At 67.6% G+C, this 15,112-nt stretch carries 12 protein-coding genes; 7 read left to right on the plus strand and 5 right to left on the minus strand.

The window, feature by feature from the left end:
- Positions 1-7: 7 nt before the first annotated feature.
- Both BMX16_RS05645 and BMX16_RS05650 read left to right on the plus strand, forming a co-directional pair.
- Positions 8-1,288, plus strand: coding sequence for a 3-deoxy-D-manno-octulosonic acid transferase (locus tag BMX16_RS05645; protein WP_177174577.1), 1,281 nt, complete (start codon positions 8-10; stop codon positions 1,286-1,288).
- Complete coding sequence (locus BMX16_RS05650; RefSeq protein ID WP_089900033.1) at positions 1,285-2,337, plus strand: glycosyltransferase family 4 protein; 1,053 nt, start codon at positions 1,285-1,287, stop codon at positions 2,335-2,337. The genes BMX16_RS05645 and BMX16_RS05650 overlap by 4 nt, the downstream gene beginning before the upstream one ends.
- A gap of 223 nt (positions 2,338-2,560) precedes the next feature.
- Here BMX16_RS05650 and BMX16_RS05655 read toward each other — a convergent pair whose 3' ends face one another.
- Genes BMX16_RS05655 through argE form a run of 3 tightly spaced genes read right to left on the minus strand, consistent with a single transcriptional unit; the run spans position 2,561 to position 6,299 of the window.
- Positions 2,561-3,724, minus strand: a complete 1,164-nt coding sequence (locus BMX16_RS05655; RefSeq protein ID WP_089900037.1) for a M20 aminoacylase family protein — start codon at positions 3,722-3,724, stop codon at positions 2,561-2,563.
- Between the two features lie 59 nt (positions 3,725-3,783).
- Positions 3,784-5,136 carry an NAD(P)/FAD-dependent oxidoreductase gene (locus BMX16_RS05660; protein ID WP_089900039.1) on the minus strand — a complete coding sequence of 451 codons (1,353 nt, stop codon included), beginning with the start codon at positions 5,134-5,136 and terminating at the stop codon, positions 3,784-3,786.
- Positions 5,133-6,299, minus strand: a complete 1,167-nt coding sequence (gene argE, locus BMX16_RS05665; protein WP_089900043.1) for an acetylornithine deacetylase — start codon at positions 6,297-6,299, stop codon at positions 5,133-5,135. Before argE ends, BMX16_RS05660 begins: the two co-directional genes overlap by 4 nt.
- 238 nt (positions 6,300-6,537) lie before the next feature.
- Between argE and BMX16_RS05670 the strand changes: the two genes are divergently transcribed.
- From BMX16_RS05670 to BMX16_RS05690, 5 genes are all read left to right on the plus strand, one after another.
- Complete coding sequence (locus BMX16_RS05670; RefSeq protein ID WP_089900046.1) at positions 6,538-7,545, plus strand: ABC transporter ATP-binding protein; 1,008 nt, start codon at positions 6,538-6,540, stop codon at positions 7,543-7,545.
- A complete protein-coding gene (locus BMX16_RS05675) occupies positions 7,545-8,579 on the plus strand; it encodes an ABC transporter ATP-binding protein (RefSeq protein WP_089900051.1) in 1,035 nt (344 codons plus the stop codon). Before BMX16_RS05670 ends, BMX16_RS05675 begins: the two co-directional genes overlap by 1 nt.
- A gap of 14 nt (positions 8,580-8,593) precedes the next feature.
- Positions 8,594-10,321 carry a peptide ABC transporter substrate-binding protein gene (locus tag BMX16_RS05680; protein ID WP_089900054.1) on the plus strand — a complete coding sequence of 576 codons (1,728 nt, stop codon included), beginning with the start codon at positions 8,594-8,596 and terminating at the stop codon, positions 10,319-10,321.
- Between the two features lie 90 nt (positions 10,322-10,411).
- Complete coding sequence (locus BMX16_RS05685) at positions 10,412-11,419, plus strand: ABC transporter permease (RefSeq protein ID WP_089900058.1); 1,008 nt, start codon at positions 10,412-10,414, stop codon at positions 11,417-11,419.
- On the plus strand, positions 11,412-12,401 hold the full coding sequence (locus BMX16_RS05690) for an ABC transporter permease (RefSeq protein ID WP_089900060.1): 990 nt from the start codon (positions 11,412-11,414) through the stop codon (positions 12,399-12,401). The genes BMX16_RS05685 and BMX16_RS05690 overlap by 8 nt, the downstream gene beginning before the upstream one ends.
- A gap of 30 nt (positions 12,402-12,431) precedes the next feature.
- On the opposite strand, the gene BMX16_RS05695 is transcribed toward BMX16_RS05690, so the two are convergent.
- Positions 12,432-13,715: a DUF3422 family protein gene (locus BMX16_RS05695; RefSeq protein WP_089900063.1), complete on the minus strand. Its 1,284-nt coding sequence runs from the start codon at positions 13,713-13,715 to the stop codon at positions 12,432-12,434.
- Between the two features lie 148 nt (positions 13,716-13,863).
- Complete coding sequence (locus BMX16_RS05700) at positions 13,864-15,033, minus strand: type III PLP-dependent enzyme (RefSeq protein WP_425434006.1); 1,170 nt, start codon at positions 15,031-15,033, stop codon at positions 13,864-13,866.
- Positions 15,034-15,112 lie beyond the last annotated feature (79 nt).

Here is a 15,112-nt window from a genome sequence, read left to right on the forward strand (position 1 = left end):
CGCACGTGTGACACGCCCCCCGCTGCCGCTGCGCCTCTACGGCTGGCTGACCACGCTGGCCGCCCCGCTGGTCCATGCCCGTGTGCAGCGACGGTTGCTGGCGCAGGGCGTGGCCCCCGCCCGCACGCGCGAACGTCTGGGCCATGCCACCCAGCCGCGCCCCGTTGGACCGCTGGTCTGGATCCACGGCGCGAGTGTGGGAGAGACGTTGTCCGCCCTGCCCCTGATCGCGGGGCTGTTGGCGCAGGACGCACCGCCCGCGATCCTCGTCACCTCTGGCACTGCGACCAGCGCTGCCGTGCTGGCGCGCCGCCTGCCGACGGGGGCCATCCACCAGTTCGCGCCGTTGGACACGGGACCGGCCCTGCGGCGGTTCCATGCCCACTGGCGACCCGACCTGCTGGTGCTGATGGAGTCGGAGATCTGGCCCCGGATGATCGTCACGGCACCCTGCCCCGTGGTGCTAATGAACGCCCGCCTCTCGGCCCGGACGCTGGATCGCTGGCGCAGGCTGGGCGCACCCGCCCGTTGGCTGCTGGACCGCTTCGCGCTGATCGTGACGCAGACCGCGCAAGGGGCCGATGACGTGCGCTGCCTCGGCCTTGCCGCCGACCGGGTGCGCGTGGGCGGCAACCTCAAGGCGGCGGCGACCCCGCCAGCGGCGGATGCAGCCGTGCTGGCCGGGCTGCAGAGCACGCTCGCGGGCCGCCCCCGCTGGCTGGCCGCCTCGACCCACGCGGGCGAGGAGGCGGCGATCCTGCGCGCGCATCGCGCCGTGCTGGCACAGGACCCCGCCGCGTGCCTGATCTTCGCCCCGCGCCACCCGGACCGCGCCGACGACATCGCGGCGCTTGCCGCACAGACGGATCTGACCCTGACGCGGCGCAGCCGGGGCGAGGCGCCCACCGCACAGGTCCATCTCGCCGATACGCTGGACGAGATGGGGTTGTGGTACCGTTTGTCGCCCATCGTGTTCATGGGCGGGTCGCTGGTGCCGGTCGGCGGCCACAACCCATGGGAGGGGGCGGCACTGGGCTGCGCCCTGCTGACCGGGCCGCATCTGGACAACTGCGGGGCGGACTGGGCCGGTTTGCGGGACGGCGACGCCGCGATCACCGACCTGACCGACGCGACGCTGGCGCCCGCAATCCAGCGGCTGCTGCACGACCCTGTCGCAGCGCAGGCGATGGGCGCCCGCGCCCGCGCCCTGACGGCACAGCAGTCCGCCGACATCGACCGCACGCTGGCCGACCTGCGGCGGCTGATGCAGACAGGACCCCAGCCATGACCATCGATCCCGCGACGATCACCGTGATCGCCCCGAACCTGAAGCGGCGCTATTCCGGCGTCACCTCGACCATCCTGCGCCTTGTCCCGCTGCAGGCCCGCCGGATCGCCATCGCCAGCGTCGGGCCGAAGCTGCCAGCAGATCTGCCGCAGATCCGCCTGCGCGAGCTGCTGACCATGCCGTGCCGCCCCCGCGTCTGGCACGCGCGCCGCAACATCGAGATGCTGGCGGGGCTTGGGCTGAAGCATGTGCTGCGCCAACCCCTGCGACTGATGTTCACCTCCGCCGCCCAGCGCGAGCATTCGGCCTATACCCGCTGGCTGATCCGGCGGATGGATGCGGTCGTGGCGACCTCTGCGCGGTCCGCAGGATTTCTCGAACGACCCGCGCAGATCATCCACCACGGCATCGACACCGACCATTTCGCCCCTGCGCCCGCGCGGCGCGCCCTGCGGCAGCAACTCGGCCTGCCGCTGGACAAGGTGCTGCTGGGCTGTTTCGGCCGCATCCGCCCGTCCAAGGGGAACGACCTGTTCATCGACGCGATGATCGCCCTGTTGCCCGAGTTTCCCGACGCGCATGCAGTGATGATGGGCGGCGTGACGGACAAGTTCGCGGGCTTTGCCTCCGACCTGAAGGCGCGGGTCGCAGCCTCCTCCGTCGCCGACCGCATCCATATCCTGCCGGAGGATCCGGGCTGGACTATCGCGCCGTGGTTTCAGGTCCTCGACCTTTATATCGCACCCCAGCGCAACGAAGGATTCGGCCTGACGCCGCTGGAGGCGATGGCCTGCGGCGTTCCGACCATCGCCACGCGCACCGGCGCGTTCGAGGATATCGTGGCGATGGACGAGACGGGCACGCTGATCCCCACCGACGATCCCGCCGCCCTGCAGGCCGCGATCAGGTCGGTACTGGCGGACCCCGCGACGCTGGCGCGCTGGTCCGCCGCCTGCCACCCGCGCGCGCAGGCGGGGTTCCGGCTGGCGGACGAGGCGGAGGCGCTGATCGCGATCTATCGCAGGCTTCTGGCCGAGGAGCTGCGCTGAGACGCCGGGGGCTGCCGCCCCCGGACCCCCGCGGATATTTTCAACCAGAAGAAGGACAAGAGGGGTTTGCCGTGGCGGTTGTGCATCGCACGCGGAGCGGTGCCGGGTGCCATGCAGGATGTGCCAGTCGACGTCCGATGCGGCTGCCGGTCACCAGGCCTTGTCGCGCACCGCGCGGCGACAGGCGGCCCCGCACCGGCGGGGGCAGCACAAGGCCAGTCGGTCAGGCGACGGGCATCCGCTGTTCGACGATTCCCGCCCACCAGCTGCACCCGGCGGGGATGGCGTCGTCGTTGAAGTTGTATTCGGGGTGGTGCACGCTTGCCCCCTCGCCGTTGCCGATCAGGATGTAGGCGCCGGGTCGCTCCTCCAGCATGAAGGCGAAATCCTCGCCGCCCATGACCAGCGGTGCCGCAGCGCATTCGCCGGACACGGTGCGCGCCACGTCGGCGGCGAAGGCGGTCTGCTCCTCGCTGTTGACCATCACGGGGTAGCCCTTGATGTAGTTCACCTCGGCCCGTGCGCCGTAGGCGCTGGCGGTGCCGTCGGCCAGCGCCGTCAGCCGGACCTGCGCCATGTCGCGCATCGCCTTGGACATGGTGCGCACGGTGCCCTTTAGGTGCACCCGCTGGGCGATGACGTTGAACGCCTTGCTGCTGCTCTCGATGCTGGTCACAGACACCACGATCTGGTCGGTCGGATCGGCGTTGCGCGACGCGATGGATTGCAGCGCGACCACGACCTGTGCCGCGATAAGTGTGCTGTCCACCGTCTCCTGCGGTTTGGCGGCGTGGCCGCCCTTGCCGTGGATCGTGATCTCGAACTGGTCGGTGGCGGCAAAGAAGGCGCCCGCGCGGATGCCGAACATGCCCAGCGGCATGCCCGGCCAGTTGTGCATGCCGTAGACCTCATCGATCTCCCAGCGGTCCATCATGCCGTCGGCGCACATCTCTCGCCCGCCGCCGCCGCCTTCTTCGGCGGGTTGAAAGATCACGACCGCGGTGCCGTCGAAATTGCGCGTCTCGGCCAGATACTGCGCGGCCCCCAGCAGCATCGCGGTGTGCCCGTCATGGCCGCAGGCGTGCATCGCGCCGGGGATCGTGCTGGCATAGGGCAGGCCCGTCTGCTCATGGATCGGCAGCGCATCCATGTCGGCGCGCAGGCCGATGGTGCGGCCCTGCGTGTCGGTCCGCCCCTTGATGACGCCCACGACGCCGGTGCGGCCGATGCCCGTCACCACCTCGTCGCAGCCGATGGCGCGCAGACGATCGGCCACGACCTGCGCCGTGCGGTGCGTCTCGAACAGGATCTCGGGGTGCTGGTGCAGGTCGCGGCGGATCGCCGTGATCTCCGGCAGCAGTTCGGCGAAGCGGTTCTTGACGGGCATGGCAGTCTCCTTTTGCACGCCAACCTGTCACCGGGGGCGGCGGGGTGCAAGGTGGCAGGCTAGAGCGCGGGTCCCAGCACCAGCGGCGTGCCGTCGGTGAAGCGTGCCATGCGGAACCGGGTCAGGTCGTGGCCCGGATCGCCGCCTGTCACCAGCCGCGCCATGATCCGCCCCATGCCGGGCCCGATCCCGAACCCGTGCCCCGACAGCCCGGTGCAGACCGACAGCCCCGGCAAGGCCGCCACGTGATCGACCACCGGCACCACATCCGGCAGCGTGTCGATCATGCCCGCCCAGCTGTGCGAGATCGTCACCGGCCCCAGACCGGGGAACGTGTCGGCGAAATCATGCGCGAGCTTTTCGACGCGCGCCGCGTTCGGCGCGGGGTCCAGCACGCGCATCCGCTCGAACGGGCTGATGCCGTCCGCGTCCCAGCGGCGCGGCGTCGTCCAGGCATCGGGATAGCCGCGCGGGGCTGCGGGGCGGATCCGGGTGGCCAGCGGGTCGGACCGGATCATCGGCAGGTATTGCCGCAGCGTCCGGCAGGCATCCGGGCCGACCAGCATCTCCTGAAACCCCACGGGGGCGAGGGAGTAGCCGCCATCCGCCCGCTTGCGCCACGCGATCCGTTTATCCACCGCGCCGCCCAGGTTCACGTCGCCCATCGGCGCCGTCGCGGCCACAGTACACCGCACGCTGAGTTGCGGCAGGTCCACGCCGTGACGCCGCAGCAGCAGCGACGACCACGCGCCGCCTGCCAGCACCACCGCCGTTGCGGCGATCCGGCCCCGTTCGGTCACGACGCCCGCCACCCGTCCACCCGCGATGTCCAGCGTGCGCACCGCGCAGTTCTCGATGATCGCCACACCCGCCGCCCGCGCGGCGCGGGCGAAGGCAGGCACGGCGAGCCATGGCTCCGCCTTCATGTCCGTGGGGGTCCACAATGCGCCGACATAGCGTTTAGACGCGCCCGGCAGCGCCGCCGCCACCTGATCGGGGGTCAGCAGGCGGGTGCTGACCTGATAGTGTTCCGCCTTGCGGATCCAGTCCGCATAACGGTCCATCGCCGCCTGATCCTCGGCCAGATAGAGGGTGCCCGTGGTGCGCAACCCGACCTCGCCCGCCTCGGCGGCCAGACGGGGCCAGATCGTCTGCGCGTCAAGCACGATGGGCAGTTCCGCGATGTCGCGGCCCTGCGCACGGATCCAGCCCCAGTTGCGCCCGGACTGCTCGCCTGCGACGCGGCCCTTTTCCAGCAGCACGACGCTGTGGCCCATCCGCGCTAGTTCCCACGCGGTGGTGACGCCGACCACGCCCGCGCCGATCACCACGACATCGGCGGATGCAGGCAAGTGGTCGTCGAAGCTGACCGGACTGTCGGCGCGGATCGGGAATCGCAGGGGGGTGTTCATCGGGCAAGCTCCGCCACAAGGTCGCGCATGAACGCCTCTCCGGCGGCGAACTGCGCGAGGGTGATGTATTCGTCGGGCTGGTGCGCCTGCGCGATGTCGCCGGGGCCCACGACGCAGGCGGAATAGCCGCGCTCTTGAAACTGCCCCGCCTCGGTGCCGTAGCTGACGACGTGGTGACCGTTGTCCCCCGTCAGACGGCGGGCCAGCTCCTCGGCCCGGCCCATCGGTTCTGGCGTCAGGCCCGGCAGGCTGAAGTATTCGGTCGCGGTGATGAACGTGTCCGGGTGCACCGCCTGCATCTCGGCCTCGATGCGGCGCACCTTTTGCTGGAACCGGGCGCGCCAATCGTCCACATCCTCGCCCGGCACGATCCGAAAGCTGAGGTCGAACCGGCAATCCTTGGCGGTGATGTTGTGCGCCGTGCCGCCGTGGATCGTGCCCACATGGGCCGAGGTGAACGGCGGATCGAACGCGGCGGCAAGGTCCGACGGCACCATCGCCATCCGCTCGGCGTTCACGCCGTTCGCCCAGTCGATCAGGCGCGCCGCCTGCATGACGGCGCTGACACCTTCGGTGATGCGCGACGAATGCACCTCGTGCCCGCGCACATGCACTGCATAACCGACGCCGCCCTTGTGGCCGGTAACCACCTGCATCATCGACGGCTCGCCCACCAGCACCGTGTCGGCGCGCGGCAGACCGTGGCTGACCATGTGGTCGATCATGACGGGCGCGCCGATGCAGCCCACTTCCTCGTCATAGCTCAGTGCGATCTGCAAAGGGCGCTTCACCCCAGCCTCGGCGGCCAGCGCCATGGCCCACAGGGCCAGCGCGTCGAAGCCCTTCATGTCGCAGCAGCCGCGACCGTAGAGCTTGCCATCCTTTTCGACCACCGTGAACGGGTCGGTCGTCCATGCCTGACCATCCACGGGCACCACGTCCGTATGCCCCGACAGCACCACGCCACCCGCCACCTGCGGGCCGATGTGGGCATAGAGGGCGGCTTTCGTCCCATCCGGGCTCGGCACGCGGATCACCTTTGCCCCGATGCCGGTCAGGTAATCCTGCACCTCGTCGATGAGCGCGAGGTTGCTGTCGCGGCTGACCGTGGGATGCGCCACGAGGCGGTCCAGCAGGGCGCGTGCGGTCAGGGGCGGCGGCATGGCATGTCCTTTGGCTCGGGTATGCCTACCCTGCCCCCGTCGCGGCAAAGGTCAAGCGTCGTGTGCCGGTTGCCGGACCCGCTGCCCGATCCTTGGGCAGATGGCAGTGGCCCGCTGCGCCCCCACGTTACCCACAGCTTTGCGCTTGCAGGTGGTGAAAACGGTGTTACCGTTTCACGACGGACGACCTGCATCCAAGACAGGCGCCTGCCTAAAAATGAACCGGGGAGGTTCGCTTATGCCCGATGGGGCCATGCCCCTCGCCGGGGCTGCTTCCGTGCTGGACGTGCGGAACCTCAAGACCGTTTTCCGCATCCGCGGCGGCGAAGTTCACGCTGTGAACGACGTCAGCTTCAGCCTGAAGGCGGGCGAACTGCTGGGTGTCGTGGGCGAAAGCGGGTCCGGCAAATCCGTCACGATGATGTCCCTTCTGGGCCTGCTGCCGATGCCCCCCGCCGAGGTGCGCGGCGGCACCGTCCGGTTCGAAGGGCAGGACCTGCTGCAGATCGGGGCAGAGGATCTGCGCCGGGTCCGCGGCGGGCGCATCGGTTTCGTGTTTCAGGACCCGATGACCTCGCTCAACCCGGTGTTCACCGTGGGCATGCAGATCATGGAACCGCTGCGCACCCACATGGGGCTGTCGAAAACCGCCGCACGCGCCCGCGCTCAGGAGTTGCTGGAACTTGTGGGGATTCCCGGCGCGAAACAGCGTCTCGATGACTATCCGCACCAGTTTTCGGGCGGGATGCGCCAGCGGGTGATGATCGCCATCGCACTCGCCTGCGACCCGCAGGTGCTGATCGCGGACGAACCCACCACGGCGCTCGACGTGACCATTCAGGCGCAGATCATCGAGTTGATGCTGGAGCTGCGCCAGCGGCTTGGCATGGCCGTCATCTGGATCACCCACGACCTTGGCGTGATCGCGGGCATCGCGGACCGGGTGATGGTGATGTATGGCGGTCAGGTCGTCGAACATGCGCCCGTGAAGGAGCTGTTCGCCAATCCGCAGCACCCCTACACCCGCGCCCTGCTGACCACGATCCCGCGCATCAGCGGCGCGCGTGCCCACCGCCTGACGGTCATTCAGGGCCAGCCGCCGATCATGGGGGCCGCCCCCACCGCCTGCCCGTTCCGCGACCGCTGCGACGTGGCGATCCCGCGTTGTGCGGTGGAAAACCCGCCCCGCTTCGATCTGGGCGGCGGGCACGATGCGGCCTGCTTCGTCGCCAAGGGAGCCGTGTGATGCTGGATCAAGACAACACCGCTTTGGTGCAGGTCCGTGACCTGAAGATGCACTTTCCCATCCATTCCGGCCTGCTGCGTCGCCGTACCGGCGCGGTCAAGGCGGTGGACGGCGTCACCTTCGACGTGATGCGCGGCGAAACGCTGGGGCTGGTGGGTGAGAGCGGTTGCGGCAAGTCCACCTGCGGGCGGGCGATCCTGCGCCTTTACGACATCACCGGTGGCGAGGTGACGATCGACGGCACCGCCATCGGCCAGATGGGTCAGGGCGCCCTGCGCCCGCTGCGCCCCACGATGCAGATGGTTTTCCAGGACCCGCAGGCGTCCCTGAACCCGCGCATGACGGTCGAGGCGATCATCCGTGAGCCGCTGGATGAGCACACCCGCATGACCGGCGCGGAAAAGGCCGACAAGGTGGCCGAGCTGATGGATGCGGTCGGCCTGAACCGCCGCTTTGCCAAGCGTTACCCGCATGCCTTCTCCGGCGGGCAGCGGCAGCGCATCGGCATCGCGCGGGCACTGGCGCTGAACCCCAAGTTCATCGTCTGCGACGAACCCATCGCCGCCCTCGACGTGTCGATCCAGGCGCAGGTCGTCAACCTGCTGGAGGATCTTCAGGAAAAGTATGGTCTGACCTATCTCTTCATCAGCCACGACCTGTCGATGGTGCGTCACATCGCGACACGCATCGCGGTGATGTATCTGGGCCGGATCGTGGAACTCGCACCCCGCGATGCGCTGTTCGGCGACCCGTTGCACCCCTATACCCGCGCGTTGCTGTCCGCGGTGCCGGAACCGGACCCGACCCGCGCGCGCGCCCGCGACCGCATCGTCCTGCAGGGCGACGTGCCGTCCCCCGCGAACCCGCCCAAGGGCTGCAATTTCTGCACCCGCTGCCCCGCCGTGATGGACGTGTGCAAACAGGTGGAACCCACATACCAACAGGTGCAGCCGGGCCGCTTCGTCGCCTGCCACCTCTATGAGACGACCGGCACTGCGGACCCAACCGCAGGCCACCCGCCACACATCAGCTAGGGAGAAACGACCTGATGAAACTCAAGACCATCCTGATGGGTGCTGCCGCTACGCTGGCCTTCGGCCAGATGGCGCAGGCCCAGACCGAGAACCCCGGCGGCGAACGCGGCCGCGACGGTGCGCTTGGCATCATCTACTGGCAGGCGCCCTCGATCCTGAACGCCTACCTGTCGGGCGGCACCAAGGACATCGAGGCCGCCTCGCTCGTCTCGGAACCGCTGGGCCGCTATGACGAAACCGGCGCGCCCGTGCCATGGCTGGTGGACGAAATCCCGACGGTCGAGAACGGCGGCGTGGCCGAGGATCTGACCTCGATCACATGGAAGCTGACCGAGGGTCTGCTGTGGTCCGACGGCACCCCCTTCACCGCCAACGACGTGAAGTTTACCGCAGACTACTGCATGGACCCCGAAGGCGGCTGTGCGCAGCTGGCCAAGTTCGAGAACGTCGAAAGCGTCGAGGTCATCGACGACCTGACCGTGCGCGTGAACTTTGCAGGACCCACGCCGAACCCCTATGGCCCGTTCATGGGCAACCAGTCGCCGATCATCCAGGCGGCGCAATTCGCCGAATGCACCGGCGCCCGCGCGCCCGAATGCACCGACGCGAACTTCATGCCGATCGGCACCGGGCCGTTCGTGGTGACGGACTTCCGCACCAACGACGTGATCCAGCTGGAAGCGAACCCGAACTACCGCGACCCGTCCAAGCCCGCCTTCGCCACCGTCACCTTCAAGGGTGGCGGCGATGCAGAGGCCGCCGGTCGTGCGGTCATGCAGACCGGCGAATACGACTACGCCTGGAACCTGCAACTGGCCCCCGACGTCATCGCCGCGATGGCAGAAGGCGGCGTCGGCACGCCGATCACCGCATTCGGCACGCTGGTCGAGCGGATCGAGATGAACCTCACCAACCCGTCGCCCGATCTGCCGGAAGGCGAGCGGTCCACGCCCGCACATCCGCACCCCTACCTGACCGACGCGCGCGTGCGCGAGGCGATGTCCATCGCCATCGACCGCAACCTGCTGGTCGAAGTGGGCTACGGCGAGGCGGGTCGCGCGACCTGCAATCTGGTCCCCGCACCCGAGATGTTCGCGTCCGACAACACCGGCTGCCTGACACAGGATCTGGAGCGTGCGAATGCCCTGCTGGACGAGGCGGGCTGGACCGACACCAACGGCAACGGAGTGCGCGACAAGGACGGGATCGAGATGAACGTCATGTTCCTGTCGTCCACCAATGCCGTGCGTCAGGACTTTCAGGCGCTGATCAAGGATTGGTGGGAGCAGATCGGCATGGCGGTCGAGTTGCGCAACGTCGACGGCTCGGTGTTCTTCGGCGGTGATCCGGGCTCGCCCGACACCTTCCAGAAGTTCTATGCCGACGTGGAGATGTATGCCAACAACTTCGACGGCACCGATCCGCAGGCCTATCTGGCCGCCTATACCTGCGACAAGATCCCCGGCCCCGACAACGGCTGGCAGGGCGAGAACATCAACCGCTTCTGCGATCCGGCCTACGAGGCGCTGGTCGCCGAACTGGGCGCGACCGCCGATCTGGCCGAGCGTGGCCGCATTGCCAAGCTGATGAACGACGCCGTCACCAAGGACAGCAACGTCATCGTGCCGCTGGTCGACCGTGGCCGCGTGTCGGCCCATGCCAACACCCTCGGTGGCGTGATCCTGAACACCTGGGACTCGGAACTGTGGAACGCAGCCGACTGGTACCGCATCGCCGAATAACGCGGTGAAACGCTTGCGGGCGGGGACATGTGCCCCGCCCGCAAGTGCCTCCTCCCCCCCCTTCCGACATGACATGAACCGAGGCGCCCCATGCTGACCTACACACTGCGCAGGTTGCTGATCGCGATCCCGACGCTTCTGTTCATCGCATTCGTGATCTTCATGCTGCTGGAACTCGCACCCGGCGATCCGATGGCGAACATGCCGCTTACCATTCCGCCAGAGGTGAAGGAAAAGATGCGCGAAGCCCTCGGTCTCGGGCAGCCGTGGTATGTGCGCTTTCCCCTGTGGCTGAACCAGTTCTTCATTGTGGAGCCGCAATACTGGATCGACGGCCTCTTCGGCACCAACTTCGCCGATGGCGCGCAGCGCATCATCAGCTTCCAGTCGCGCAGCCCCGTGTTCGACACGATTGCGCAAAGGTTGCCGCAGACCCTGTGGGTCGTGGGCATGTCCTATGTGGTGGGCGTGCTGATCGCCCTGCCGATCGGCATCATCAGCGCCTACCGCCAGTATTCGGTCTTCGATCAGGCGGGCACATTCGTGTCGATGATCGGCTTTTCCGTGCCGCCGTTCTTTTCCGGCGTCCTGCTGATCGTGATCTTTTCCGTGACGCTGGGCTGGCTGCCGTCGATCTATGACACCACGCTGGTCGTGAACGACTGGGCCAGCTTCAAGCAGCAGTTGGCGCAGATGGTGATGCCCGTCATGGTGCTGGCGCTGCAGACCACGGCGCAGGTCAGCCGCTACATGCGCGCCTCCATGCTCGACAACCTCGGGCAGGATTACGTCCGCACCGCGCGGGCCAAGGGGATGCGCGAAAGCGTCGTAGTGCTGCGCCACGTGCTGCGCAACTCGATGATCCCCGTCATCACCGTGATAGCACTTGGCATCCCGTCGATATTCGGCGGGGCCATCATCACCGAGCAGATCTTCAAGGTGAACGGTCTGGGCCAGCTCCTCATCATCGCGCTGCAGGGCAACGACATTCCGATGGTGATGACCCTCACCTTCCTCTTCGCGATCCTGATCGTACTCTTCAACCTGATCGCCGACGTGCTCTATGGCGTGTTCGACCCGAGGATCCGCTATGACTGACCGCGCCCCGCAGGCCTCTGCCGACACGATCCTGCCCGCCGGCGACCCGACGCCGCCCGTGCTGGCTGTCAAGGCGCGCAGCCAGTGGCGCGACGTCTGGGACCAGTTCCGCAGCCACCGGGGCGCCATGGCATCGCTGGTGTTCCTGATCGCGATGATCCTGTTCGTGCTGGCGGGCCCGCTGGTCTGGCGTCTGGACCCTACGGCCCTCGACATCCGCAACAAGGACCTGCGCCCCATCGTCAACGCCCTGTGGGGGGCAGAGAAGGTGTCGTGGGCGCACCCGATGGGGACCGACAACCTTGGCCGCGACCTGATGGCACAGATCATGCAGGGCGGACGCATCTCCTTGGCCGTGGGGGCTGCGGCGATGATCCTGTCCATCGTGATCGGCACGTTCGTCGGCGTGATCGCGGGCTACTTCAACCGCCTCGACGGGCTTCTGATGCGGCTGACGGATCTCTTCCTCGCCCTGCCGCTGCTGCCCCTGCTGCTGGTGATGATGCTGCTGTTCCGCGACCCATTGCGCGCGGCCTTCGGGCCCGAACAGGGCATCTTCATCCTGATCGTGGCGGGCATCGGCATCACGAGCTGGATGCACACTGCCCGCATCGTGCGCGGCGATGTGCTGGCGCTGAAGGAGCGTGAATACGTCCTCGCCGCCCGCAGCATCGGCACGCCCAGCCGCCGGATCATCACGCGGCACCTGCTGCCCAACGTGCTGTCGCCGATCCTCGTCAGCGCCACGCTGGGGCTGGCGACGGCGATCATCACGGAAAGCGCGCTGAGCTTCCTCGGCCTCGGGTTTCCGCCGGATTTCCCGACATGGGGCAAGATCCTTGCGGACTCCGTGCCGCGCATGACGGCCTTTCCGGAACGGGTGATCTGGCCGGGCCTTGCCATCTCGCTGACCGTGCTTGCGGTGAACTACATCGGCGACGGTCTGCGCGACGCCCTCGACCCGCGCATCCGGGGGCTGTGACGCGGGGGGCCGCGCAGGCCCCCCACCCCATCAGTCGATATGTTTGCGCAGCCGCTGCACCATGGCCCAGACGGCCAGCAGCACCAGCGGCGTCACGATGGCCGCCAGCGTCGTCTTGCTGATGCCCAGCTGGAATTCCAGCGGCCCCAGCACATACATCGCCAGACTGACGGCATAATAGGTGATGGCGACCGTCGACAGCCCCTCGACCGTGCGCTGCAGGCGCAGTTGCGTGTCCGACCGCTTGTCCATGCTGGCCAGCAGGTCGCGGTTCTGCGCGCTGCGTTCCACGTCGACCCGCGTCCGCAGCAGATCGCCGGCCCGCAAAGCGCGGTCGCTCATCGCCTTCAAACGCGCCTCTGTCGATTTCACGGTGCGCATCGCGGGATCGTAGCGGCGCATCATGAACTCGCCGAAGGTCTGACGCCCTTCGAAGCGTTCCTCGCGCAGCACATCCACGCGCTGGTTCACGATCGTCTCGTAGGCCCCGGTCGCGCCGAACCGGAACGAGGATTGCGCGATGATGTTTTCCAGTTCCGCCGACACGGTCAGCAGGGAATGCAGCATTTCGGCGGGTTCAGCCACGACACCGCACATCTCCGACAGCAGTGCCGTCAGGCGCTTGTCGATCGACCCCATCTCGGGGCCGAGATCGCGCGCGCGGCTGAGGCCCAGCATCGACATCGCCTTGTAGGTCTCGATCTCGCACAGGCGCTGCACGACGCGGCCCGTGCGACGCTCGCCCGCCTCCGGGCGGGCAAAGACGGCAAAGCGCATGTGACCCCGCGGATCGATGCGGAAATCGGAGGCGATGATCAGCTGGTCGTCCAGCACGCGGCTGATCGCAAGGCTTTCCGGCACGAACCATTCGTCCACCTTGTCGGCGATCGCGGCCTCGTCCGTGGTCAGCAGCTCCATACGGATCAGGGCTGACGTGATGCAGACCCCGGGGGCCGCCCGCAGCCAGTCGTCGGGAAAGATGCCGAAGGTCGCGGCTTCAAAGGGACGCTCCGCATTGCCGGGGCCGAAGATCGTATAGGTGACGAACTCCGTATGGCTTTCCCATTTCAGCAGGTGCCGCCCGATCTGGCCCGAATAATGCGTGGCCCCCGGCTGCGGATGCTGCACGCCGAACCGGTCCAGCAGGGCAATCAGATGTGCCCGGTCCGCATCGCGGTCGCGGCCTGCGGCGTTCTGCGCGGGCTTGATCGCCAGATAGGCAGCCCGCGCCGGGGCCTGCACCGCCGGAAAGGGCCGCGCATGCAGTTCGTTCGCCATGGCATAGCGCAAGGGGTGGTCTGGAATGACGGACATGGGTGCTGTGATCTTTCGCGGTTGTCACGCCCACCCTAGCGGGCAATCCCGCGCGATACAGCGAAAACATCAATGTTTGGAAACGCTTAGCGGCGCACGATTGCATACCGTGCGCCGCCAGACTGTTCTGCCGCAATGCGGAAAAGCGTTAGATCACAACGACATCCAGCGGGGGAAAGCCGTTGAAGCAGACCGACGAATAGGTCGAGGTATAGGCCCCGGTGTTGCGGATCAGCACCCGGTCGCCGGACTTCAGCGTCAGCGGCAGGTTCATCGGGCGCTTTTCATACAGCACGTCCGCTGAATCGCACGACGGTCCGGCCATGATGCACGGGCCGGTGGCGTCACCGTCACGCTCCGTCTCGAACTGATAGCGAATCGCCTCGCCTTCGGTTTCCGCGAGGCCAGAGAAGCGGCCGATCGACAGATAGACCCAGCGGTGCACGTCGCGGTCGGACTTGCGGCTGACCAGCATCACCTCGCAGGCGATCACGCCAGCTTCGGCGACCATGCCGCGACCGGGTTCCGCCATGATGCGGGGGATGTGGCCGAACTTTTCCGTCACCAGCGCGATCACGCGGGCGGCGTAGTCGGTCGGCGTGTCGATCGCCTCGCCATAAAAGGCCGGGAAACCGCCGCCGATGTTCAGCAGGGTCAGCTCGTGTCCCGCGGCCTTGGCCGCTTTCCAGATCTCGGACATCTGATCCAGCGTCGGCGCCCACATCTCGGCCCGGCGGGTCTGCGATCCGACGTGGAACGAAAAACCGACCGGGGTCAGGCCGACGGACTTCGCGTAATCGAGCAGGTGCAGCGCCACGCCCGCGTCGCAACCGAACTTGCGCGTCAGCGGCCAGTCGGCCTCGGACGTCTCGACGATCAGGCGGATATACACGTCCGCACCGGGCGCATGCTCGGCGATCTTGTCCAGCTCTTCTTCCGCGTCGGCGGCGAACAGGGTGATGCCGTGGGCATGCGCCCAGGCGATATCGGACGCCCGCTTGATCGTGTTGCCGTAAGAGATGGTGTCGGGAAGCGCACCGGCGGCCATGCACATCTCGATCTCGCCGCGGCTGGCGGCATCGAAATGGCCGCCCAGCTGCACCAGACGCTCCAGCACCGGCTTGGCCGGGTTCGCCTTCACGGCATAGTGGATGTCGGCGTGGCCCAGCCCCGCCTTCAGCGCGTTGTACTGCACCTCGACCCGGTCGCAGTCGATGACAAGCGTCGGCTTGTCGAACTCGCGCCCGGCGACATACGCATCCAGTTTCGGTGTGGCGACACGGACATGCGCCTGCGCGCCAGCATTCATTGCATTCATGGTCATCTCCAAAAGACTCGGCCATTGAAGGGGATCAACCCGCTCCGAGACCGCTCAGTTCCAAGGGAGACGTTACCGT

The sequence above is a fragment of the Loktanella fryxellensis genome (assembly GCF_900110065.1).
Classification (GTDB): Bacteria; Pseudomonadota; Alphaproteobacteria; order Rhodobacterales; family Rhodobacteraceae; genus Loktanella; species Loktanella fryxellensis.

Coding starts and splice junctions, on each gene's coding strand:
- BMX16_RS05650 (WP_089900033.1), top strand. CDS start 1,285: ATGACCATCGATCCCGCGACGATCACCGTGATCGCCCCGAACCTGAAG.
- BMX16_RS05655 (WP_089900037.1), bottom strand. CDS start 3,724: ATGCCCGTCAAGAACCGCTTCGCCGAACTGCTGCCGGAGATCACGGCG.
- BMX16_RS05660 (WP_089900039.1), bottom strand. CDS start 5,136: ATGAACACCCCCCTGCGATTCCCGATCCGCGCCGACAGTCCGGTCAGC.
- argE (WP_089900043.1), bottom strand. CDS start 6,299: ATGCCGCCGCCCCTGACCGCACGCGCCCTGCTGGACCGCCTCGTGGCG.
- BMX16_RS05670 (WP_089900046.1), top strand. CDS start 6,538: ATGCCCGATGGGGCCATGCCCCTCGCCGGGGCTGCTTCCGTGCTGGAC.
- BMX16_RS05675 (WP_089900051.1), top strand. CDS start 7,545: ATGCTGGATCAAGACAACACCGCTTTGGTGCAGGTCCGTGACCTGAAG.
- BMX16_RS05680 (WP_089900054.1), top strand. CDS start 8,594: ATGAAACTCAAGACCATCCTGATGGGTGCTGCCGCTACGCTGGCCTTC.
- BMX16_RS05685 (WP_089900058.1), top strand. CDS start 10,412: ATGCTGACCTACACACTGCGCAGGTTGCTGATCGCGATCCCGACGCTT.
- BMX16_RS05690 (WP_089900060.1), top strand. CDS start 11,412: ATGACTGACCGCGCCCCGCAGGCCTCTGCCGACACGATCCTGCCCGCC.
- BMX16_RS05695 (WP_089900063.1), bottom strand. CDS start 13,715: ATGTCCGTCATTCCAGACCACCCCTTGCGCTATGCCATGGCGAACGAA.
- BMX16_RS05700 (WP_425434006.1), bottom strand. CDS start 15,033: ATGAATGCAATGAATGCTGGCGCGCAGGCGCATGTCCGTGTCGCCACA.